The 23934-nt window shown below is 44.3% G+C and carries 20 protein-coding genes; 8 read left to right on the forward strand and 12 right to left on the reverse strand.

Annotated elements, in window-relative coordinates; all coding sequences use genetic code 11:
• Window positions 1-100 precede the first annotated feature (100 nt).
• Entirely contained in the window at window positions 101-1006 is a 906-nt protein-coding gene (locus ZX61_RS17915; protein WP_049845963.1) for a LysR family transcriptional regulator, read from the reverse strand.
• 237 nt (window positions 1007-1243) lie between these two features.
• On the reverse strand, window positions 1244-2875 hold the full coding sequence (locus tag ZX61_RS17920; protein WP_049845964.1) for a glycoside hydrolase family 13 protein: 1632 nt from the start codon (window positions 2873-2875) through the stop codon (window positions 1244-1246).
• 145 nt (window positions 2876-3020) lie between these two features.
• On the opposite strand from ZX61_RS17920, the gene ZX61_RS17925 reads away from it, so the two are divergent.
• On the forward strand, window positions 3021-3917 hold the full coding sequence (locus ZX61_RS17925; protein ID WP_049845965.1) for a LysR family transcriptional regulator: 897 nt from the start codon (window positions 3021-3023) through the stop codon (window positions 3915-3917).
• Between the two features lie 56 nt (window positions 3918-3973).
• On the opposite strand, the gene malE is transcribed toward ZX61_RS17925, so the two are convergent.
• The 3 genes from malE to ZX61_RS17940 all read right to left on the reverse strand — a co-directional run bounded on the left by malE (window position 3974) and on the right by ZX61_RS17940 (window position 8986).
• Entirely contained in the window at window positions 3974-5152 is a 1179-nt protein-coding gene (gene malE, locus ZX61_RS17930) for a maltose/maltodextrin ABC transporter substrate-binding protein MalE (protein ID WP_049845966.1), read from the reverse strand.
• A 191-nt stretch (window positions 5153-5343) separates the two neighbouring features.
• Window positions 5344-7194, reverse strand: coding sequence for a maltodextrin glucosidase (gene malZ / locus ZX61_RS17935; RefSeq protein ID WP_049845967.1), 1851 nt, complete (start codon window positions 7192-7194; stop codon window positions 5344-5346).
• A 1-nt stretch (window position 7195) separates the two neighbouring features.
• On the reverse strand, window positions 7196-8986 hold the full coding sequence (locus tag ZX61_RS17940; protein ID WP_049845968.1) for an alpha-amylase family glycosyl hydrolase: 1791 nt from the start codon (window positions 8984-8986) through the stop codon (window positions 7196-7198).
• A gap of 266 nt (window positions 8987-9252) precedes the next feature.
• Between ZX61_RS17940 and ZX61_RS17945 the strand changes: the two genes are divergently transcribed.
• Window positions 9253-10686 carry a serine hydrolase domain-containing protein gene (locus ZX61_RS17945; RefSeq protein WP_049845969.1) on the forward strand — a complete coding sequence of 478 codons (1434 nt, stop codon included), beginning with the start codon at window positions 9253-9255 and terminating at the stop codon, window positions 10684-10686.
• A 210-nt stretch (window positions 10687-10896) separates the two neighbouring features.
• Complete coding sequence (locus tag ZX61_RS17950) at window positions 10897-11091, forward strand: hypothetical protein (RefSeq protein WP_049845970.1); 195 nt, start codon at window positions 10897-10899, stop codon at window positions 11089-11091.
• Between the two features lie 59 nt (window positions 11092-11150).
• On the opposite strand, the gene ZX61_RS17955 is transcribed toward ZX61_RS17950, so the two are convergent.
• The 3 genes from ZX61_RS17955 to ZX61_RS17965 all read right to left on the reverse strand — a co-directional run bounded on the left by ZX61_RS17955 (window position 11151) and on the right by ZX61_RS17965 (window position 14098).
• Entirely contained in the window at window positions 11151-12119 is a 969-nt protein-coding gene (locus ZX61_RS17955) for an enolase C-terminal domain-like protein (protein WP_049845971.1), read from the reverse strand.
• A gap of 11 nt (window positions 12120-12130) precedes the next feature.
• Window positions 12131-13135: an N-acetyltransferase DgcN gene (dgcN, locus tag ZX61_RS17960; protein WP_049845972.1), complete on the reverse strand. Its 1005-nt coding sequence runs from the start codon at window positions 13133-13135 to the stop codon at window positions 12131-12133.
• A gap of 96 nt (window positions 13136-13231) precedes the next feature.
• Entirely contained in the window at window positions 13232-14098 is an 867-nt protein-coding gene (locus ZX61_RS17965) for a LysR family transcriptional regulator (protein ID WP_049845973.1), read from the reverse strand.
• A 166-nt stretch (window positions 14099-14264) separates the two neighbouring features.
• On the opposite strand from ZX61_RS17965, the gene yegD reads away from it, so the two are divergent.
• The gene (gene yegD, locus ZX61_RS17970; RefSeq protein WP_049845974.1) at window positions 14265-15617 is read left to right on the forward strand and encodes a molecular chaperone; all 1353 of its coding nucleotides are present in this window, start codon (window positions 14265-14267) and stop codon (window positions 15615-15617) included.
• A gap of 237 nt (window positions 15618-15854) precedes the next feature.
• Complete coding sequence (locus ZX61_RS17975; RefSeq protein ID WP_049845975.1) at window positions 15855-17765, forward strand: methyl-accepting chemotaxis protein; 1911 nt, start codon at window positions 15855-15857, stop codon at window positions 17763-17765.
• Between the two features lie 59 nt (window positions 17766-17824).
• Here the strand turns inward: ZX61_RS17975 and ZX61_RS17980 are convergent, their stop codons facing one another.
• Complete coding sequence (locus tag ZX61_RS17980; protein WP_049845976.1) at window positions 17825-18466, reverse strand: helix-turn-helix domain-containing protein; 642 nt, start codon at window positions 18464-18466, stop codon at window positions 17825-17827.
• 342 nt (window positions 18467-18808) lie between these two features.
• Between ZX61_RS17980 and ZX61_RS17985 the strand changes: the two genes are divergently transcribed.
• Window positions 18809-19720, forward strand: a complete 912-nt coding sequence (locus ZX61_RS17985; protein ID WP_049845977.1) for a cation transporter — start codon at window positions 18809-18811, stop codon at window positions 19718-19720.
• A 23-nt stretch (window positions 19721-19743) separates the two neighbouring features.
• Here the strand turns inward: ZX61_RS17985 and ZX61_RS17990 are convergent, their stop codons facing one another.
• Window positions 19744-20949 carry an MFS transporter gene (locus ZX61_RS17990; protein WP_049845978.1) on the reverse strand — a complete coding sequence of 402 codons (1206 nt, stop codon included), beginning with the start codon at window positions 20947-20949 and terminating at the stop codon, window positions 19744-19746.
• Window positions 20950-21045: 96 nt separating this feature from the next.
• On the opposite strand from ZX61_RS17990, the gene soxR reads away from it, so the two are divergent.
• Complete coding sequence (gene soxR, locus ZX61_RS17995) at window positions 21046-21510, forward strand: redox-sensitive transcriptional activator SoxR (RefSeq protein WP_049845979.1); 465 nt, start codon at window positions 21046-21048, stop codon at window positions 21508-21510.
• Here soxR and ZX61_RS18000 read toward each other — a convergent pair.
• Together ZX61_RS18000 and ZX61_RS18005 are read right to left on the reverse strand one after the other, a co-directional pair.
• Window positions 21484-22359, reverse strand: a complete 876-nt coding sequence (locus tag ZX61_RS18000; protein ID WP_049845980.1) for an AEC family transporter — start codon at window positions 22357-22359, stop codon at window positions 21484-21486. The two genes, soxR and ZX61_RS18000, sit on opposite strands and share 27 nt — an antisense overlap.
• A gap of 99 nt (window positions 22360-22458) precedes the next feature.
• Complete coding sequence (locus ZX61_RS18005) at window positions 22459-22938, reverse strand: peptide-methionine (S)-S-oxide reductase (RefSeq protein WP_200904255.1); 480 nt, start codon at window positions 22936-22938, stop codon at window positions 22459-22461.
• Window positions 22939-23223: 285 nt separating this feature from the next.
• On the opposite strand from ZX61_RS18005, the gene ZX61_RS18010 reads away from it, so the two are divergent.
• Complete coding sequence (locus tag ZX61_RS18010) at window positions 23224-23874, forward strand: Qnr family pentapeptide repeat protein (protein ID WP_049845982.1); 651 nt, start codon at window positions 23224-23226, stop codon at window positions 23872-23874.
• Window positions 23875-23934 lie beyond the last annotated feature (60 nt).

Raw genomic sequence — 23934 nt, forward strand, 5'->3', positions numbered from 1 at the left:
AGTCTCAGGTTTGTTTTGCTGCTGAGAACTCTAACAAATGCAGGGTATAAAATGGCTGATAGCGCGAATCAGGATAACTGATTCGCATATTGCTGAAACGCTAAACTAAAGCGTCGATGATCGTTTTTATTTCCTCGTATAACCAGTCTGCTATTGGGTTATTGCGATTTCTCTGGCTAGAGAAAAAAGAGAGGTTTTTGTTTAATATTTTTGGGTTTACTTCTGGAGGCGTTGCCATAGTGCGGATTCCTGATGGAAGGCATTTGGTGTGTAGCCTCGACGTTGAACCGATAAAGTCTGAATCTTGCAAAAGCTCAAACATTAAACTCATATTACTTACCCTCGCACTAATCTTCTTCTCAAGCTTATATCGTTTAATAAACATTTCCATCCTAGAACCTTCGGCAAACCCAGGAATGATAGTTACGCAGACAGGGTATTGCGAAACCTCACTTAACTGATTGTTTTGTATAGGATGGTCTTCGCGCATTACCAACATAAATCTATCTTCGTACAACAACTTGCCGATAAGGTTTTTACTGCTTTGAACGGGCTCATAACACACGCCCCAAGCGTTCGGGGATTGTTCTAGTTGGCGTACGGTGTTTTCAGTCCAAACAGAGCACTCAACTGTCGCGTTCGGTGCACTAATACAAAGCTTATTGACTAATGAGGGAGCGATTATATCAATCAGAGGAGAGGGCAAAAATATCTGTATATCTCCTTCCACACTGCTGATGTCCCATGAGTCCTTATCCAGATATAGGTTATCTAATCGTTCAAATAGCTCGGGTAACTGAGCAAGTATTTCTTCACATCTAGGGGTGGGTTCTAGAATGTTTTTATTCCTAATGAAGAGATTATCGTCAAACTCAACTCGCAACTTTTTCAGCATTGCACTCACTGTAGGCTGACTAATTTTTAGCTGCTTCGCTGCAAGTACCGTTTGCTTTTCTTCACTCAGCACCTTCAAAAACTTTAGTAAGTTAAGATCTTTTTCAATCATAGTAATTCTGGCCAGCTTAAACCTAGATTATGTACTGTGAGTAGCGATGTTTGAAACGCGTCGTCCCCAACTACCATACATTACGTAAGTCATACTTTTTAGTATTGGGTCATCATGGTACATTTTTTACATAGATTTATATAAATATTGCAACATGAGTTTTAGGATATTGATAAACGTCGCGTTTCTGAACTCATCTCAGATATTACATAGCCTACTAATTTATAAAACGATTGACTAGAGCTTAACTACGATAGATTCGAATGGTTCGAGGTCTATTTCATTGCTGAGCGACTCGAGTGAGTGACCGTTGCTGATTAAGGTCTTGACCTGCTGACCAACCAAGTGGTTGGGTAGCTCAACACTGATGGATTCAGCACTGAAGTTACTAAATACCACAATGTGCTCTTCAAGCCCCTTGCGTTCATAGGCGAACAGTTGTGGGTGATCTTCCAGTAGCGGGATGAAATCGCCATAGACAATCACTGGGTGTGCTTTACGCAGCGAGATAAGTTGCTGATAGTGATAGAAGATTGAGTCTTTATCGGCAAGTGCTTTAGCGACATTGATTTCTGTGTAGTTTGGGTTGACCTCTATCCACGGAGTACCATTGGTAAAGCCGGCATGATGGTCACTATTCCATTGCATTGGGGTACGCGCGTTGTCACGTCCATTTTCATGGATGGCTGTCATCATATGTTCATGACTGACACCGGATTCGGTTTTCACTTTGTAGAAGTTGAGTGTTTCAATATCTTTATATTGTTCAATGGTTTCAAATGCAACATTGGTCATGCCAATCTCTTCACCTTGATAGATGTAGGGCGTCCCTTTCATAAAGTGTAGGGTTGTTGCGAGCATTTTGGCTGATCGGACGCGGTAGTGTTTATCACAGCCATATTTTGATACGACACGCGGCAAATCATGGTTGTTCCAAAATAGCGAGTTCCACCCTTGGTTTTTTAACTCAACTTGCCACTTGGTCAGCACTTGCTTAAACGTATTTAAGTCGAGTGGAATAGGTTGCCATTTGTCGCCGTTTTGCCATGTGAGGGTGATGTGTTCAAATTGAAACACCATGGACAATTCTTGCCTTTCTGGATCACTATACAGTTTGGCAATGTCTGGTGTCGCTCCCCAGGTTTCGCCAACGGTAAGTAAGTCTTTGTTACCAAAGGTTGCTTGATTCATTTGTTTCAGCAGTGGGTGTAAACGTTCGCCATTGCCGGTGATCCCTTTATCGATTTCTTTTCCGATAAGGTCGATAACATCTAAACGAAATCCCCCGATGCCTTGATCAATCCACCAGTTCATCATCTCGAACACTTTATTGTGCAGATTGGGATTTTCCCAGTTAAGATCGGGTTGGCGTTTTGAAAATAAGTGGAAAAAGTACTGCTGATTTTCTTCGTTCCATTGCCAAGCGCTGCCACCAAAGATCGAGTCAATAGCACTTGGAGGCGTACCATCTTGATTGGCATCGCGCCAGATGTAGAAATCGCGATACTCACTGTTTGGATTACGTTTGGCTTCTATAAACCAAGGGTGCTCGTCGGAGGTGTGGTTCACCACTAAATCCATGACAATACGGATACCACGCAGTTTGGCTTGTTCAATAAGCTGTCGCATATCATCCATGGTGCCGAATTCAGGTGCGATGTCCTGATAGTCGGAGATGTCATAACCGTTATCATCCATTGGTGATTGATAAACCGGAGAGAGCCAAATGACGTCTATACCTAGATTCTTTAGATAGTCGAGCTTACAGATTATGCCTTGTAGGTCACCAATCCCATCGTTGTTTGAATCACAAAAGCTGCGTGGGTAAATCTGATATACCACACTGTCATGCCACCAACGCTTTTCCATTTTATACGCCCTAATTGAAATGGTTAACGATCCAAACTATAGCGAATGAACGTGAGTAATAATAATTGATTGTTTGAATTGGGCTATAGAAAAAATCAATATCACGCGTTACGCTTCTAGCTAACGAAAACTTCCGCGTAATATTATGGACAAGCAGTATCGCTATTTTTACGAAGTGGCTCGTCAGGGCAGCATTAAAGCCGCATCTGATAAGCTTTTTATCAGCCAGCCATCGCTCACTACCGCAATAAAAAAGCTTGAAGAACAACTTGGTACTGACTTGTTTGTTCGAAAGTCGAAGGGTGTGGAGCTTACCGAATATGGTTGGGTTTACTTTCGCTATGTTCAAGAAGTGCAAGAAAAGCACACCCAGATGATGCACCAGCTCTCTGACATGAAGCTTAGAAGTGGTGGCAAGGTCAAGTTGGGTATCGGTGAGGCGTGGTGGGAGTGCTTTGGGGCAGATGCCGTACAGCAATTCACCAGACAGTTTCCGAATAGTTCGATGCACATTGAGTTCGGCAATGGTTTATCAATGCTACATCATTTGATTCACGATGAAATAGATTTGTTTGTTGGCCATGAAGTGATAGGGATTAACTCACGTCACCGTGTGCGATTTATTCCGCTCTTTCAAGAAAGTGAAGCTTGGTATGTGAGACCACAGCACCCTCTAAGGGCAAAAGCCAGCATTGTCGAAAAAGCCACCGACTATCCATTAGTCAAGGTGACACCGGATCACGCGCGTCATGGTGATGTGCTGACAGAAGAAGGTGCAGAATTGTTTACGGTGGCTGCGCAAAACACCCAAGTTACCTACGAATTAGACTCACTTTCGGCCAGTATTGATGTGGTTAAAATGAGCAATGCCATTATGCCTTATACATCAAAGCTGGAAGAGTACTTTGTAAACCAAGGTCTAGCCTTACTGTGGCTAAATGAAGAGCAACTTGGTCAGGTAGGAATTTACACCAAAGTTGGGGATTTTACTCAGCCGACTCAAGCTTTGATCGATTTAATTGTAAAAAAAGCCGAGAGTTAAACTCTCGGCAAAAGGACTGAACAAGTCAAAATTAAAAAGTAGGTTGTTAAGATTCGCTATTTGACGATTTGCTTCGCCGCCGTATCAAGCGCTTGTTTAACGGTTTGTTTGCCTTGCATCGCATTGTCAATCGCTGCGCCTTCAGCGAACCAGTAAGCAGTCATTTGTGGAATGTTTGGCATGATCTCGCCATTTTCTGCGTTGGTCATGGTTGCTTTTATTCGCTCATCACTTTCAAGGATCTTTTGGAAGCTTTTCAGCGTTACAGCGCCAAGCGGTTTATCATCGTTCATTACTTTTAGAGCCTCATCGACAAACAAGTAGTTTTCCAAGAACTCTATAGCCAAGTCTTCATTTGGGCTGGCGGCATTAATGCCTGCACTCAGTACACCAACGAATGGATTCCCTTTACCTCCATTCAGGGTTGGCAGCTTAGCGACACCATAGTTGAGCCCCATTTTATCGAGGTTTCCCCAAGACCAAGGGCCGTTAATGGTCATGGCGACTTCCCCTTTACTAAATGCAGCCTCAGATACCGAGTAATCCATGTCCGGATTCACGACACCCTGATTGACCATGTCAACCAGAAACTGAAGCCCTTTAACGCCAGCTTGGTTATTAACGCCGGTTTTTTGTCCGTTATAGCCGCCTTCTATTTTCTCAAATGCGTAGGCACCTCCGGCTGAAATCATTGGCCAGGTAAAGTAGGCATTTTTCACATCCCACATGATTGCTTGCTTGCCTTGCGCTGCCATTTGTTTGTGAATACCGGCTAGCTCTTCCCATGTTCTTGGTGGTTCTGGCAATAAGTCTTTGTTGTAAATGAGTGACGGTGTTTCTACCGCCATTGGATAACCCATGATCTTGCCATTGACAGTGACGGCATCCCAACTAAAGTCGACAAGCTTATCTTTAAATTCTTGGCTTGGGTTGAGTTCTTTCAATAGCCCAGCCTCTGCATAGCCGCCGAATCGGTCGTGCGCCCAGAAGATAACGTCTGGCCCCATACCTTTTGCAGCGACTTTTTCGAAACGTTCTTCTAATGACTCTGGATGTTGAACAATGACTTTCACCCCAGTATCTTGTTCAAACTGTTTACCGATTTTCGCTAAGCCTTCATAGCTCTTATCACCGTTTATCCAAATCGTAATTTCGCCTTCGGTCATCGCTGCAACAGGGCTAGATGCGAGTATAGCCAGAGTTAGAATAGAAAGAGGTTTTAGGTACTTGTTCATCACTATCAATCCATGTCATTAACTTTAGTGCCAAGTTACCCCTGTTCTATCCAATGGGAAAATAGATATTCGAGAGTTGGCTATAGAAAAAAGCTATACCACAGATTAAAGGTGTGCTTGTGGTCAAATAAAGCGGCCCATTGTTTCCAATGTGCCGCTTGTGTGATTGTCAATAGTGTGAACTTAACTGGTTACGTATCCGCTGTTAGCAGTAGGCTAGAGCGAGGAGGGATAGACAGGTCTAACAATCCATTTGCAGCGTATGTCCTTTCTCCGCATAGCTCACCATGAAACTCGCAAGTGTGAATATCTGCCCGCCAGACAGGAAGCTTACGATGGACAGTTTTGTCGCTCAGGTTGAAAGCGCACAATAGGATGTCTTGGCCAAGTGTTCGCGCAAAGACAAAGCACTCATCATCATGATGAATGGGGATGTAGTCACCCTTTTGTAGTGCAGGGTGAGCCTTTCGAATCGCAATCAACTGTTGAAGCCAATCGAAGTACTGTGAGCTTTCCACTTGCTCCCATGGCATAGTACGTCGATTGTCTGGGTCATGGCTGCCCATCATGCCGAGTTCGGTACCGTAATAGATACAAGGCGTACCTACGTAGCTAAACAACAAAACACAGGCGAGCTTAAACAAGCGAGGATCGTGTTTTACCAGTTCAAGAAAGCGTGCAGTGTCGTGGCTGTCTAGTTGATTAAGTTGGGCCAACTGGTTTTGCCACGGCAGCTTGGCGCGTGCTTCCGCCTGCCAATCAATAAACTCGTTAATGCTGATATCGATAGGGTCAAAAGCAATATCGAGTTTGGCTAACAGTGCTCTTAGCGGATGAGCAAAACCGTAATAGTTCATCGCGCCATCTTCCTGATCACCTTGTAGCCACTGGGTAGCTTCAAAGAAGTGTTCACCTAACACATAGCAATCTGGGTTAACTTGCTTGGCCGAATCTCGAAACGCTTTTACATAATGGGCGTTGTTTGCTGCACCTTCACCTTCACCAAGCATATGGATCACATCAAAGCGCCAAGCATCAATTTGGTAGGGTGGTTTCAGCCAGTGCTTGATAACAGCATCGTTGGTGGCATATATATAATCTTTCACTTGTTGGTTTTCAAAGTTGAGTACGGGTAATGAACGTATTCCCTTCCAGCCGACGTACTCTTGGCTATCACCGTTGAAGAAATAGTAATCACGGTATGGAGATAGAGGGGATTGATAGGCACCAAGAGAATCTTGTCGCCCTTGCAAGTTAAACCACGGGTGTTCGGTTGAGGTGTGGTTGAACACTGCATCAAGCATGATCTTCATTTCTCGTTCATGCAGTTGTTGGCAAAGGTGAGCAAAGTGCTCATTGCTGCCTAAATGAGGATCAACCTCTAGGTAATTTGAGGTGTCGTATTTGTGATTACTTGGCGCAGTAAAAATCGGGTTAAGGTACAGCGCTGTTACCCCCAACTGTTGCAGATAGTCTAGTTTACTTTCTACGCCGTATAAATCTCCGCCATAGAATTCACAGCCGCCGTTACCACCGCTTGTATCTACAGGCTCTCCCCATTGTTTGGTAACGACAGGTTTTCTCCCACCAGATACCAAATACTCGCCATCTTTAACGCTGATTTCTGGTCGTCCATTACAGAAACGGTCAGGGAATATTTGGTAGAAAACTTGTTCTTGCACCCAACTTGGAGGTTGATGCTCGGCGTTGTATTTAAAGTGTGTTTCTTTAGGTGCAACTCGCTTTGAAATGCCTTTGGCATCAAGCCAATATTGTCCATTTTCAGTTAACAGTTTAAACACATAGTGAGTGACATCTCGATCTCTGTTGAGTTGAAAGCTAGCTTTCCAGTAGTTTAAATGGGCACTGCTTTTGCTTAACGTCAGCTCAACCAGATACTCTTCATTGTCCGGCTCATGTCGCAGCATAACTTTGGTAAAGTTAACCGCCTTCTCTGTTGCTAAGGTAACGGTAAGTTTTTTGTCTTCTAACGTTAGCCAATCAGAAGACTGTCCGTGATAGATAAATGGAAGTGACTTCATCTTAATCCCTCAACTGATTGAGATTATCTAAACATAGAAAATGGGTCGCGAGTGGGGCAAGGTCGATTTCAAGCACTGACTGTTCATTACTCACCTTTAATGAGTAGGTTTGATCATTAAGTTTATCAACCAATGGGTAAACCCCTATTTTCAGTTGCCACAAGTCCACTAATTCTGTAGGAATAACTAGCTCGACCTGTTTAGACTGTTGATCGCTAAAGTTAGTTACAATGATGATAGCTTGGTCGTCATTGGAGCGGGCAAAGGCATATAGCTTATCTTGCATTTCAGCAAAGTTAGCGAAATTGGCGGCATACAAGTCATGATAGTCACCGCATAGCGCAGGGGTGTTCAACGTTAGGTTAAGCAGCTTGCTGTAGAAGGTTCTCAGTTCAAGTTCTGATCTTGAAAGTTGTCCACCGTCAAAAAGGCCATTGTTCATCCAGCGTTGGTGGGCAGGGACACCAATATAATCAAAAATTGAGGTTCGCGAAGGTTGGCCAAATCCTGCCATTTCTGCACCCTTTTCTCCGACTTCTTGGCCAAAATAAATCATCGTTGGTGAGCTTGATAAACAAGCAGAGACAAGCATGGCAGGCTTGCCTTTTTCGCCGCTTCCAGCAAATTCTGGAGAAGCAACACGCTGTTCATCGTGGTTGTCGAGAAAGTGCAGCATTTGGTGCTCAATATCGCGTAGCTGATGCTGAATTCGGCCAATCTCTTTGGTTGAGCCTTTATCTTGGATGATATCTTTCAAAGCATCATAAAGGTCGACTTTATCGTATAAGTAATCCATCTTGCCCAATTGTATGTAATCACGATACAGGTGCGGTTGGTAAACCTCCGCCATAATAAAGGCCTCTGGGTTAACGTGTTTAATTGAGGCGTTCATAAAGCTCCAGAACTCAACGGGAACCATTTCTGCCATATCGTAGCGGAAACCATCGACGCCTTGTTCTAACCAATAAATAGCGATATCGCGGAACTTAACCCAAGAGTCTGGGACCTCTTTATCTAACCAGAACTGGTAGTGCTCACTGGCAGACTTAAATCGATAATTTTCAGGTAGCGCTGCAAAGTCTTTGCTGCCATCGGGTCTTACCCCATAGTTGACTTTAACGGTTTCATACCAATCATCGTGATTGGGCTTGGCAAGACGCGAACCATTGCCTGTCCATTTTGCTGGGTATTCATCAAATGGGTTAAGTAAGTTAGGGTGTTGTTCTCCCCCTAGTGGTGGTTGTTCAATTAAAGTATCAGGAAGTTCAAACGCTTGGTCTGGGATATAGTAAAAGTTGTTATCTTTAGCGTAGGTAAGGCTAGTATCATCATTCGCACCGAAGTCACTCACGCCAACTGGATTGTTCAGCCCTGTGTAAACGCGCGCAACATGGTTGGGTACAATATCAATGATTACCTTCATACCTGCGTCATGTGTTCGGGCAATTAGGTCGGAAAATTCTTGGTTACGATGGCTAGGATCATCGGCCAGGTCAGGGTTGACCGAGTAGTAATCTTTTACCGCGTAAGGTGAACCAGCTCGACCTTTTACAACGCTAGGGTGATCATTGCTAATGCCAAAATCACTGTAGTCACCAATGACAGCATGGTGAGGAACGCCAGTATACCAAATATGGGTGATGCCGAGCTTTCGGATCTCTTGCAATGCCTTTTCGGTGAAGTCGCTGAATTTCCCCACGCCGTTTTGCTCAATGCTTCCCCAAGGAGCATTGGTTTGATTAGTGTTGCCAAACAGTCGGGTGAAGACTTGGTAGATGTTTTGTTTATTCATTATGTAGGGTAGCCAATTGTTGTTTTGTCAAAGGCTAAAACAAGCTAAGAGGAGCGAACTCATCCCTTGTTAAACTATAGGGGGCGTAGAAAAGGAAAGTGTGATTTTAGTTAAACAATTTCTCCTGACCTACAAGATATTCATATTGATATCATGCATTGTATTGGCTGCGTTTATTGCATTGGCACTCGCATATACGAGTGGCAAATAACTTTAATAACAAATAGTTAATTACAATGGGGCATTCGCACACATCGGGAGTCAGAATGATGGTTACATTCAAACGAAATCGGTTTCTCAAGGTATTGTCAATAGCAACTTGCGCTGCTCTGCTTTCCTCAAATTCCAGTGCAGAGTTGCTTACGGCGCACCACGGAATGTATGAAGCAGAAAATGCTGACGCACAGAATATGTTCTTCTACGAGCAAGAGGGCAAGCAGTATCTGTATAGCTCATGGGGAGTTGTGCCGATTGAGGTCAATGAAAAGGGTGAGTTCAAAGCTGTCGACCCGAATATTCCGCTCACTGGCTCCTTTTATCACAAAGATGATCAGCAGTATCAGTCGGGGCGCTTTCAATACAGCCAGTTTACTAGTTCGTTTGGCCGAGCAGACAAGAGTAGCATTGAGCCTGACGTAGCTCTGCTGTTTGATGATTATTGGTGGAATTCGTTGGCCGACGTCAACAACTGCGACAACAAAGAGTGGCAAGCAGACACACATACTCGCTACAATCGTGAAGTTATTGAGTCACTAATTGCTACGAGCAAAGACCCGAATTCTAAGTATGCGAATACCGACAGTTTGTTGATCGCTAAAGACGGCAAATTGGTGATCGAAGAGTATTTCGGTGGCTGGCGGGCTGAGTTTCCCCATACCATTCAATCGATCAGTAAAAGCTTAACTTCTTTAGCAACAGGTACAGCTATCAAGCAAAAGTTTATTGGCGGTTACCAAACGAAAATTGCCGATCTAATACCGTCCTACAGCAAGCTTCTTCAAAACGAAAAATCACAGTTAACTTTACATCACTTCCTATCGATGGGAGCAGGACTGAATTGGGATGAATGGTCGATACCTTACGAAAACCCAAATAATGTGAGAGCCATCGAAATGGCAAGTCTTGATCCAGTTGAGTTTATCCTTGATCGCGATGTTGCCGTACAACCTGGTACTCAGTTTCAGTACAACGGTGGTTTAGTTACTGTGGTGGGCGACATTATTGCGAAGAAGAGTAGTACAAAGAACCTCGCGGACTACTGGCAATCTAGCCCAATTAATGCGCTTTGTTTCCGAAATGCCTATATGTCGATGCAAGCAGGTGGTGTAAGCAATGCAGCAGGTGGGGCTTATATGCGCCCTAGAGATATGTTAAAAGTTGGCCAGCTTGTTGCTCAAGATGGTGTCTGGCAACAAGAACGGATCTTGCCTGAAGGATGGATCGAGCGATCGACTGAGAAGTATCTAGATACCAACGATACAGATGTAAGTTATGGATATTACTGGTGGCTAAGTGATGCAGAGGTCAATGGGAAAACATATAGTGTCACTTATGGTTTGGGATATGGCGGTCAGATCGTCGCTGTGGTGAATGAACTAAACTTGGTTGTTGCGCGAACTGCTTGGCAAATGGCGGGGCCAACACCTTACCAAGAAATGATGCAAGACTATATTATTCCCGCATTCACTTCAGTTGAATAAGTCAGTAATGGTGGTGTAAAGTTGGGAAAAGCTCACAAAAACGCGAATTTTGTGGGCTTTAGTTTTTCACAAACTATTCTCGCTTCGTCTTTAATATCAGGGTTTAACGTTTTCTTAAGTTGTATTTTTTGGTACGAAAGTTAACTTTGACACTTGAGCTGTGTTTCCTAAGCTTAACTTGAGTAAAACGTCACAGGAAAGGAGAACACAATGGCGAAGATTCAACAGGACATCCCTAATCGCGTCACCGTATATCATGATGATATTGACCAAGAAAAAGCGTTAAAGAATGCGATGCTGCCCGAAAAGCCAAGATACTTTAATGGCTCCCCGACTTATGAAGCTTCCAGTATTGACGAATTCAAAACCAAGCTGAGCCAAATCGGCATGTCATTAGACGTATAACGAAAATCAGAACAATCTAGGCAGCCTGTAGCAGGCTGTCTTTGGTGTTTTTTGATAGACTAAACCAAACATAACTTCCCATCGGTATAGCGCAACCCATTTTCAACATCTTGTCCTAGTAATACCGGGCCATCAAGGTCTACGATTGCTGCACGAGTCGCGATCGGTAATGCCGCTTTCATGGCTATAGAAGTGCCTAACATACAGCCAATCATGATGCCAAAACCTAATACCCGCGCTTGGTCTTCTAGGGCGAAGGCTTGAGTGAGACCGCCAGTTTTATCTAGTTTGATATTGACCATTTCATAGCAGCCTTTCAGCACAAGGAGATCATCGATAGTGTGGCAACTCTCGTCGGCGCAAAGCGGGATTGGGTGTTCAATGCCATGCAGTAATTCATCGCAGCCAGCAGGAACAGGCTGTTCGATCATGGCAATATTGTATTGCACAAGGTGGTGAAACAGCGGCTCTAGATCCACATTTTGCCACGCTTCGTTGGCGTCGAGAACGATTTTACAGTGAGGGGCTGCTTGCCTTACCGCCGCAACTCTTTTCTCTATGTCTATATCGTCGAGTTTGACTTTGAGTAAGGTGGCACCTTGCTGAGCATATTCCACTGCTTGCCTGCTCATAGCCTCTGCATTACCCACTGAAACCGTCATTGCTGTTTCTATCTCTGACTTAACGTCAAAGTAAGGTGCAGGGAATGTTTGATTTTCCATATCACTGATTAGCGCCCACAAGGCGCAATCTAGAGCATTACGTGCCGCACCTGCGGGGAAGAGCTGTAAGCGCTGCTTAGCTTGTATGGGGGTGAAGTTTTTAAGTGCGACTTGCCATATTTTAATTTGCTCTAGCACAGATGCTACGCTTTCGTGGTAGCGAGAATAAGGAGTGCATTCGCCTAGACCTTGCCATTGGCCCAAACGGATCGTCACTCTAACAACGTCGCAGTGAGTCCGAGTACCTCTTGAAATAATAAAGGGAGTCGCCAATTTTAGAGAATGGGGTTGCGCTTCAATGTGCATGTTTATCACCTCTAAAGCGCTGTAATATGTAATGCAATCGACTCTATACCAAAGCGTACTGGATCGGTCACAGGGACATTGTATTGTTCTTGCCAGTCAGCGCACAGTGCTTGTGCATCTTCTTCGCTAATTGCTGACGTATTTAAACTGATGCCAGCAAGTTGCACTTTTGGGTTGGTCAATTTGGCTGCTGATAAATTGGCGGACAGCGTGTCTTCGATTGAAGGAACTGGGCAATGAGGCAAGTGACGAATATGTGGCCGTCCAATTTCATGACACAGTACAAGCGCATCAGCCTGAGCGCCGTGAAGCAACCCCATACTGACTCCGGCAAAAGAGGGATTAAATAGCGACCCTTGGCCTTCAATAATGTCCCATTCATGGTTGGTAAAGTCAGGGCTAATTTCTTCAACTGCTCCAGAGATAAAATCTGCAACTACCGCATCGACTGAAATGCCTGAGCCTTCAATAAAAATTCCGGTTTGCCCCGTAGCTTTAAAGCGAGCATCGACAGATTGTTTCTTGAGGGCGCTTTCAAGTGCGAGAGCAGTGAACATTTTGCCTACAGAGCAATCGGTACCGACGGTTAAGACGCGTTTGCCTTGGCGCTTTCTGCCATTACCAACGCTGAGTGTACCATCGAAGTGGCGTACATCGTGAAGTGTGCATATGCCTTGCTTTTGAAATGAGGTTAGCTGTGGAATTTCGCTTAGTCGGCTGTGCATCCCTGACGCAATTTCAAACCCCATCTCTGCAGCCTGAATCAAAGTGGGCTTCCAATTTTCTGGAATAACTCCACCAGCGTTTGCAGTACCAATGACTAAGGTTTTTACGCCATGCGCCTTTGCCTGCTTCAGTGTTAAGTTGGGTAATTCTAGTGAAACCGTGTCTTCTGTGAGCCTCAATTGTCCTTTGCATGCTTCTGGCCGCCACAAAGCAATGCCACGTGCTGTTTTGGCCGAAACCGGGTCTGTCACATCGCCGAGAAATAGCAGGTAAGGTTGAGCAATAGACATACGTATCCTTGTTATGAGTTATTTATAGTAACAAGAATCTACCTGCCGCTTATCTTGGGTGCGAATGCTTATCTGTTTAGGTGGTATAACGTTAAGTTATAGCTTTGAGTGAAGTTGTTCAACAAACCATTTAGCGGCAATGGAAAGTGGATAATGTTCCGCATGGAGTAAAGAGACAGAGACTTCGATAGAGGGGGTCAATCTCGCGCTTTGCACTCGATTTAAGTAGTGCTGCTGTGTCCAAGGGTCAACAATAGCGTAGCAGTTGCCTTGTGCAACAAGTTCCGCTGCGGCGCTGTAGCTCCTTACTGATATCCTAGGATGATAGCTTGGTTCGACGGAGTGAATGGCCTGATGGAGCTGCAGACCGAGTGGGTCTCTTGGATCTAGGCCGATTAATGGCTGGTCGCCATTTAATAGTTCGCAAAGGCTATAGACCTCTTTGTCAGAAGAACCTTGTGGCGCTAAGACGGCCATCTCTTTGCTTAGCAATTTACTTTGTACAATCGCAGGTGGTGCTTCATCACCAAAACTTATAGCTAAGTCGAGTTCATTTTTGAGCAAGGCCTCGCACAACTCATTGCGATTACCCGTAGAAATCTCGACGGTGTAGTCTGTTTCTCTGCTGATTCTATCAATGATAGGGGCGAGCAGTATTGTCGCAAGAATTGGGGGGGCACCGATCGTGAGATGCTTCTCGCCCGCTTTGATTTTATTGGTTAAGTTTCTAAACTGACCGAGCTGCTGATAAACCTTTTCTGCTTCAGGAAGGAGTAAGTTAGCTTCGCGTGTAGGCCGTAATCGCCCTTTAATACGTTCAAATAATGCAAAGCCTAATTGTTGTTCGGTGTGAGCCAGTACTCGCGTCACGTTGGGTTGAGATACGTAAAGGTGTTTTGCCGCGCCAGAGACGGTGCCTGTCTTCATTACTGCGTAAAATACTTCAAGTTGCCTTAAGTTCACCAACGAGGACTCCACATTCAAACGATTCTCTAATCACTTTAAAATAAATTGCGGATTTAAAAAAGAATTCTTGTACGCTATTGACCTACCAACCTGTGTACGTTTTACTACGCGGCTCGCCAAATTTGGGCAAAAGATTTCGAAACAGTGAAAAGGTGCAGCCACTATGTCTATTGGATTTGATTACGGAACCGCGAACTGCTCAGTTGCCACGCTAGTTGATGGACAAGTAAAACTGATCCCCTTGGTGGAAGAAGACTTCTATATTCCTTCAACCCTGTGTGCTCCGACATCAGAGGTGGTGTCCGAATATCTGTATAGAAGTTTAGGTATTAAGCCATCGGACGTTGTGGGCGAAAACATGTTAAGGCGTGCGATTAAGCTCAACGCAGAAGAAGGGTTAGATGTACGCAGTGACGACGTAAAGTTTGGTCACGAGGCATTAAGTCTTTATCTAGAAGATCCGCAAGATGTCTACTACGTTAAATCGCCCAAGTCATTTCTTGGAGCGATGGGGCTGCGAGATATGCAGTTGTCGTTCTTTGAAGACCTTGTTTGCGCCATGATGGCAAATATTAGGCAACGTACAGAGCGAGCACTAGAACAAGATGTGACGCAAACTGTGATTGGTCGTCCGGTTAATTTTCTTGGTCGAGGCGGTGAAGAGTCCAACATTCAAGCCGAAGGGATATTGCGCCGAGCAGCGAAACGTGCAGGATTTAAAGATGTTGAGTTTCAATTTGAACCCGTTGCTGCGGGGTTAGATTACGAAGCGTCTTTAGAAGAGGATAAAAATGTACTCGTGGTCGATATTGGTGGTGGTACGACGGACTGTTCATTTTTGCGAATGGGACCTACATGGGCGGGTAAGCAAGACCGTCGAGAATCCTTGTTGGCACACTCTGGGCAAATGGTCGGTGGCAACGATCTCGATATTTTTACCGCGTTTAAGCAGTTCATGACTCAATTTGGTATGGGTACCCAAAACCTATCCGGTTTAGAAGTTCCGACGACTCAATTTTGGAACCCGATTGCGATTAATGATGTCCAAGCTCAGCGCAAATTTTATGGCCACGAAAATAGAAAGCAGCTTCAACTTTTGATGAAAGACGCCAAACAGCCAGAAAAATTACGTCGACTGTTTGAAATATATCAGGGTACGCTTGGTTATGCGGTTATTAGAGAGGCGGAGCAGACTAAAATTGCTCTAGGAAAGGATGACAGCTATCAAGCGCAAATCCAACTGATAAGCGAGCGAGTCTCTATTCCGGTGTTAAAATCAGATATGGAAGAGGCAATCGCAGTTCCGACTGAAAAAATCAAAGCCTTGGTGAAAGAAGCAATAAACCAAAGTGGTATTGAGCCAGATGTTGTGTATATGACGGGAGGCTCTGCGCGTTCCCCAATATTAAGGGGGGCGGTGAGCTCTCTATTACCGAGCACAGCAATTGTCAGCGGTAATTTCTTTGGCTCCGTCACCGCGGGTCTAGCTCGTTGGTCAGACACGATTTATTCGTAAACTATCTATTCGTAATTTCCCCTGTCCCACTTTTGGGACGCTTTAAAGCTAAATCACATTTTACTGATTGATATCAATCACATTAATGATGCGTATATCATTAATGTGATTATTACCTTTCAAATCTGGATTTTTATCATATAACAGCCACAATTTAATTATAATTTTAATAATTGGTTAACGTTGGTGTGTTGTAAGTCGCCTTATAAATTATTGACAAAAAAAGGATTGTTTGTGATGAGGAATTTAGGGTTTAGAAAATTACTTCTTATCTCCATCATTGCTTTGGTTGTTTTTTCTGTCTCTGTTTCTAGCTATGTTGCCTACATTGAACAGAAAGAGACGTTGGTAGAATTGATCACCACTAGTAATCAAGAGTATGTAGAAGGCCAAGCAGAGCAGATTGCGAACAAACTCAATGAGAAGGTCGCCGGTCTAGATAAGCTTGGTAAACAGTTTGACAGTGAACCTATTACAGGTACGGAACAAGACTTTATTAAATTGACCCACCTGATCGCAGGAGGAATGAATCTGAATAGTTCGGTTGTTGGGTTTACCAATGGTGATGCCTATTGGAACCAAACCGCCAAGACTTGGCCAAATCATAAATATGATGGTGATGTTACAACGCGAAGTTGGTATCAGCTTGGTAGGCAAAGTTCGTCGGCGGGTCTGACTGAACCATACTTAGACAGTGACGGTGACACGTATTGGGTATCTATTGTTCGTAAAACATATAGCGGCATGATTTCTGCCGATATGCAGCTCGGTTTCCTCAATGAAATAGTGAAGAACGCCAATGAGATACCTGGCGCAATTGCGATGATCATTAACCACGATAAAACTATTCTTGCCTCATCATTTGAGCAAGTAAAAGCGGGTGAGAAATCGGATAAGTATCCTTGGCTAAGTGATGTATCTAAGCAAGCGATGGGCAGCAAAGATATCGTGTTTGATGGAATGATGGGGGATAAAACTAAGCTGTATTTTTCTCATCAAATCACTATTGCTGGTAAGAACTGGTACTTCGTTGTTGGTTTAGAAAAAGACGTAGTATTTGCAGATTTAGCCTCAGCGAAACAAACCTCGATTGTGACCGCATTAGTAGCCACAGTGATAAGTGTTATTCTTGCGCTTGTTATTATGAACGTGCTGTATCGGCCGATTCTGGCTTTAAAAGAAACTATTGCTGGACTGAGTCAGGGGAATGGCGACTTAACCCAACGCATCGAAGTGACAACGAATGATGATTTAGGCCAAATCTCGCAAGGCGTGAACGACTTCATAGCAAGTCTACAAGCGATGCTGTTAGAGATACGAGAGGTTACAGACCACTTGAACGAAAATGTAGATCGAATGAAAGATCAGAGTCAGCGGAACAGTGAGATTCTACAAAACCATGTTCAAGAGACAGAACAAGTTGTAACGGCCATCGAAGAGATGAACTCAACGGCTGAATCTATGGCAACAGATGCGGCAAATACGGCTCAGCTAACCCACAAAGCGAATGAAGCAAGCTCAGAGTCGAAGAAGACCATTAGCCATGCGCAGAACAATGTTCAAGAGCTTGTCGATGACGTAAGTAGTGCTTCTGAGAATGTAAATAGCATGGCGTCGGCCACTGATGGTATCAATACAATCCTAGGTGTCATTGGCGATATTGCTGAACAAACCAACCTGTTGGCTTTGAATGCGGCGATTGAGGCGGCGCGCGCGGGAGAACAAGGGCGTGGTTTTGCCGTGGTTGCAGACGAAGTGCGTAACTTGGCAAGTCGAACCAAGACAAGTACAGAAGAAATTGAAGCAGCCCTTGCGAGCTTATTGCGTGGCAGCCAGTCCGTGGTTAGTTCAATGGACTCGACCAAGCAGAAATGTGCGCAGACAGCAGATGGTGCGGGAGAGGTTGCAGAAAGTTTGGATGTTATGACTCAATTTGTCACGGATATTAATGATCTGAGTACACAGATTGCGACTGCGGCTGAAGAGCAAAGTAGTGTGACACAAGAGCTCAGCCGTAATATGTCCGCTATCAACGAAATAGTAGGGGAGTTGGATACGAATGCGCAGCAAGCCCTTGAAGAAGCAGTAAATATCTCGGATATGAATCAATCGCTTACCGGAATTGTGGGGCGCTTTAAGCTGGATTAGTGAGAGAACAAAAAAGAGGCACAAAAAAGTGCCTCTTTTTATTTATCTGAACGCGTTATTTAACGTCTTGCCCATACACCCCAGCGTACAATACCAATCACTTCGATTTCATCTTCATCAATGGTATTGATCGGGTTGCGATCTGTGTCTTCACCGTACCAAACATGGACTTTGTCGGCGATTTTCACCAAAGTGAAAAAATCTGGGGTTGGGTTTTTACCAATGCGAGCGAGAACAATATCATCATTAGCCCATTCTTTATCTTTGGTGATTAGTGCGTAGCAGCTCCACGTTCTTGAGACGGCCCCCGTTACTGGGTAAACCACACCAAAGCAATCTGCGTACTCTTTCTCTACAGGCATAGTATCGACGGGAACTGCATCACCTGATGTTAGGTGTTGATGCACGTCTGTACGCTTGTAGATATTAATGGTTGCAGCTTCTGAATCAGATAACAGATTAATGGTCTCTTTGTCCGTTGATTTATCGCCAATACCAAAGCACAACCAGTGTGGTTCTACGCCAAGGAAGCGAGCGATATCAGAAAGCTCTTCTAAGCTTGGGTAGGTCCGATTGCTTGATTTAGAGAGGTAACGGCCTATGGTTGCTTTACCTTTGCCGATACCTTGAGCCAGTGACGCGTTGTTTTCTCCACGCTCTTTCAGTAAAGCAATGATTCTGTCTTGATAATTATCTTGCATTGATGGAAACCTTAACGGGTAAGTGTTCTACTCAAATATGAAACTAAAAGAAAATATATGCTCTTTTTGAAAGCCACGCAAGTCGCAAGTTCTCAAAACTAATTGGGATGTTTCTGATTTGACTGAGAACTCATAAGTGTTCTGTATTTATTTCAAAAATGATTATCGGTGCAGCTAACATACTTTAGAGATGTTGATGCGAGCTTGGTCAAACGACATCGCATTGTATGGCTAGTGATGTCGAGGTTGCCTGCTTTTTCCATCGATTGCTTAGAGCCTTACACCACTTTACAATGTTCTCCCTAAATCTTGTCGATTGGCAGGGAAATATAGGAAAAGCGGATGAAAGATAAAATTGCGGTGACAGAAAAGCGTGCTTTAGTGTTGGGGATTATCGCTAACTTAATAATGGCATTTTCTGGTTGGGCGGCATATAACTTGTCTGGTTCTGAAGCCTTACTCCTTGACGGTAATATGTCGTTCATTCTGTTTATTACTGCGATTGTTGCGCTTAAGATCACCCAAATTAAATCACTACGCAATGAGACATACCCATTCGGTCTTTATGTCACAGAAGCTTTATATAGCTTCATGAAAGGTTTGTTACTCTTGGGGGTTGTGATATCTGCCATAGTCAGCAACGGTTCGAAGATTATTGGCTATATCAACGGGGCTACATTGCCAATCATTAAAACGGGTGTGATCGTTTACTATGCCATAGCTATGGTTACTATTTGTTGGGGACTATCCGCGTTTTATTATTTCCAAAACAAGAAGATCGCCAATAGCAGCTCTATGCTAAAAGTGGATCAAAAGTCGTCGTTGATAGACGGTGTACTTTCTGCTTCAACAGGCGCTGTTTTGGTTGTTATTGGCTATGTGGAGGCTGGCAGCAAATTTGATTTCCTGCTTTATATTGGTGATGCCTTATTAGTATTGACTCTTGCGCTGCTGATGATTGGTCAACCGATAGGCATTATACGCGAGGCCTTTGTAGAGCTAGCCGGAGGCAAACTGCAAAATGAACAACAGCATCAAGATATCTCTGATTTGGTTACGGAACACTTTGCTAAGCAAGAAATAGAAAGACTCAATATTAGTAAAACCGGATCGAGTTATTTGGTCGTAATTGGTGTGTCGTTGCAGCAGCTTCAACAACAAGACAAAGCTGTCTGGCATGAACAAAAAGCCCTACTGACCAAGGTGCTAGTCAGCAAATATCCCTTTGTCGATGTTGAGGTGGTCGTTGTTTAACGACCACTCGACCAAGGGAAAGCTTAAGAAGCCAGCAATGGCTTTAATTCGTTTCTTTGGCTTAGCCTAATCATCACGCCGACGGCGACAAACATAACGGCAGCAGCTAGCATAAACCCAAATTGAGTGGCGTTATTGTGAGCCAAGGCCGCGATGACAACATAGCTGATGCTTTGCACCGATGTTGAGAACATTGCCAGCCCTCCATCCACTCGACCACGTTGATTGACCTCAACGGTATGATGCATCCAATTGGTACGTGCGATGCGATTTAATGCGTTAAAGAAGCCAAAAAACAGAGTAAATAGTAATATATAGCTTGGGTGCTGAGAGAAACTCATTCCAATTAGGCTGAATGCTACCACCGCCATAGAGTACTGCATTGTTGTTTGGTGTGAGGTCAATGACAGCAATTTGCTAAGTAGCACGCCTGTGAGCAGTGAGCCTAAGCCAAAGGTGATGTTGTATCCTGCATACCAATCACCTGAAACCCCGTTCTCCGCAAACCAAATCGGAACCAACTTGCCTAAAAAGGTCAGGATCGGATAGGAAAGGCAAGAAAGCATAATGAAGGCGTAAAAGTGAGGTTCTCTTGCGAAAATGCTTTTGCTCTCTTTCATCTGTTCAATAAAGGGCACGTTGTGAGTACTACGTAACTTTCTTCGGTAGGGTGTCACCATATAGCTAAGCGCGGCGATGCCAGAGGCGCTAGCCGCAAAAGCAGCAAACTCCAACATTCCCCACTCTTGAAGTAATATGACTCCCAATGCGCCTGCACCGAGCGTCGTGCCTTGCATCACGATCTCTTGCTTGCCTGAGATAGAGGCGTATTCGTGCAGATCGTAGTTTTCTTGAGTAAACGCATTATTGGTTGTCCAAGCTAAATTGCTCGTTACCCAGAAGACAAGTTGTGCTGCGGCAAGTAACCAATGTGACCCATCATGCAACCAGTACGCAACGAAAACAGTTATAGCCGTAGTTGACTGAATTAATTGGACCAAAACCAAGAGTGACTTGCGCGAATGTCTGTCGATCAAAGTAGAGAAAAAAGGGGTTAAGACAAACGAGGTTGCGGTGCAGGCGAGTGCGATAAGGGCGACGAAGGTGCCCATGTTGTCCGACTCAAGCATGATCCAAGGCAGAGCCATCATAAACAAGCCTGACGAAATGCCATCAAAAAATCGCCCGGAAAGATAAGGCAAGGTTCTGCTATTTGCGAGTAGGTTCATTGAGTTTTCCTTATGTATATTCACCAACTTGGGTTACTCTAAAACCTCAAGCTAACTTGAGGTAAAGAACTTTATTCAATTAATTTGGAGGCTTATATGGAAATGAGCGTAGGGGAAGTAGCAAAGCGTGCCGGAGTTAAAGTCTCGGCACTTCACTTCTATGAGCAAAAAGGTTTGATCCACAGTTGGCGAAATCAAGGCAATCAACGGCGTTATCACCGGAGTGTTCTGAGAAGAATTGCGGTGATTAAAGCTGCGCAGGAAGTTGGTTTAACGCTAGAGGAAATTGTCCAATCTCTTGATCAGTTGCCTAAGCATCAAGCGCCAAATAGGGAGCAATGGGATCGCATGGCTTCGGGGTGGAAAGAGATGCTTGAACACAGAATTTTGCAGTTAAAAGCACTTCAAGACGATCTCGGTGGCTGTATCGGTTGTGGCTGCCTTTCTATGGAATCTTGCGCCATCTACAATCCTCAAGACATTCGTGCTGAAACATTTAAAGGCAAAACCTTGCTGACCAACCCTGAAGCGTGGTCACAAGGAGAGAGCGAACCCGAGTAACAAGGGCAGAGTTAAAATACTAAAGAAATTGCCAAATAAAACCATTGAAGCCACCTTGGTGGGCTCTATATGAAAGCGCTCAGCGAACAAGTAGTTCATTACGGCAGGTGGCAGCATGGTGAAAAGTACCATCATTTGTAACTGCATCGTTGGTAGTGGAATAAAGAAGTAAATAACCGCGAAAGCAATCGCGCCAGTAAACAGTGATTGTAGTGTGCATAGAATACCAACTTTCAGACCACTGAGTCTCATATTGCACATTTGAGCCCCTAAGGAGAGCAGCATAACTGGAACAGCAGCTTGACCGAGTAATGAAGTTGCTTCATACAGTGGAGACCAAACTCCAATGCCAGCTAAGTTGAGGATCAGTGCTGCGCTTGCCGCAAGAAAGATCGGCATCTTGATGATCTGTTTGAACGGATTCCCTTCACTGAGTAAAGCCAAGCCAAGGCTAATGTGGATACAGGCTGAAACCACAAACAGTAATACAGCGGAAGCGAGAGCAGTGTCGCCAAACGTGTAAGTAAAAAGTGGAATCGCCAAGTTACCGCTATTGCGAAACATATGCGGTGGAGCCCAAGCTTTATATTTAAGTTTAGACAATTTGCACACTGGAATCATCACCAACCCCGGGAGCAATACCGCGACGAGGGATGCCGTTAGCAAAGGCACTTGCTGTGTATCCAGCGGCATTGCAACTAGCGAAGAAAAGACTAGGGCAGGGGTAAATGCATCCATGTTAATGCGGTTGATCGGCTTGAAGTCGGGTTTTAACCAACGCCCCACCGAGTAACCCACAGCCACCAATGCAAAAACTGGAAAAAGTATCCCTACGACTTGCTGAAACATGTCCTGCCCTGAACTGTCTAAATTCTAGTCGTCAAAGTAACGGATTTTATTACAACAAAACAGAGCAAGAGAGGAAATAAGTGACCTGTCTACTTTGCGTTACTCTTGGCGGTACTTGTGCAGCAAACTGATTGGGATATGACAGTAGTCATTGGGAAAGCGCGTTAACCTATCTTGGTGTTCATCGTCACTTTGGACGTAGTTACTTAGTGATTTCACTTCGACGACGATTTTATCGCTATCTGAACGGTTTGATATATACCCACGTGCCGCAACTAAGTGTGCCTTATTCCGGCTGTACACACCCGTGCGATATTTGTCTCCAACATCTTGCCCTTGTTGATTGACACTGTATGGATCAATAATCTCAAACAAATAGTCCATCAGTTGCTCAACCGTGATTTTTTTGGGATCGAATTGGGTACGAACACACTCGGCATAGCCATCATAGTCGCTGGCGGTTGTATCGGTTGTACCATTGGCTCGCCCAGCTTCAGTCTTAATTACACCTGGTAGGTGCTTCATGAACTCTTGCACCCCCCAAAGGCAGCCCCCGGCGATAAAAATTTCTTCTAACACACTCACTTCCCGCTGTGGTATTGAGCTGCTATTAGAACAGATCGAGGTGCGAATAAACAGGCAGGAATGTGCAAATGCCAAAGTGCTCCACAGCTACGCGTAGGCGAGTAAAACTATTTTCTGGATAAGTGCATAAGAACAAAATGAAATGCATGCCTTAAACTGCCAATTTAACGCCTTAAATTGGCGATTTAGAGGGGTTTTAAGTTGATGATTTTTAAGGTTTTGTTTTTGTGGAAAAACAGCAGCTTACAGTGATAGTCTTGCGCCCAACAAGGAGACACTATGATTACAAGCGATGCGATTTTTGAATTTGAAGACTTCTCTCACCAAGACCTGCAAAACAGTGTTTTTGAACGTTGTCAGTTTATCAAATGTACTTTTGACCGAGCTGATTTAAGAGAAGCTAAGTTTGTCGACTGCCGTTTCATTGAACCCCAAGCTCTTGAAGCATGCAGCTTTCAACATGCCAACTTAAAAGATGCGAGTTTTTCCGACTGTATGCTCGCCATGTGCCAGTTCACGGGAGCGGATTGCTTTGGAATTGAGCTACGTAAATGCGATCTGAAAGGCGCTAATTTTCAACGTGCTAACTTTGCGAACCATATTAGCCATAAAGCCTATTTCTGTTCTGCTTTCATTACTGGGTGTAATCTGATTTACGCCAATTTCGAAAGGGCTTTGCTAGAGAAATGTGAACTGTTTGAGAATCGTTGGAATGGTGCCAACCTATTTGGTGCCAGTTTCTTAGGATCAGATTTATCGAGTGGCGAGTTTAGCTCAGAGCAGTGGGGGACTTTCAACATGGAACAATGTGACTTAACCCATGTGGATCTAGAGGGGCTTAACTTACGCAGAGTTTCTATGACTGGGGTAAAAATCTGCGACTGGCAACAGGCACAACTGCTAGAACCATTCGGTTTGATATTGGTTTAATGGTTTCTCAAGCCGTTATGGCGTGAGCAACGGCTGGCTCCGATTGACCTGTCATTGGAG

The organism is Vibrio sp. VPAP30, assembly GCF_001188205.1.
GTDB lineage: Bacteria > Pseudomonadota > Gammaproteobacteria > Enterobacterales > Vibrionaceae > Vibrio > Vibrio bivalvicida.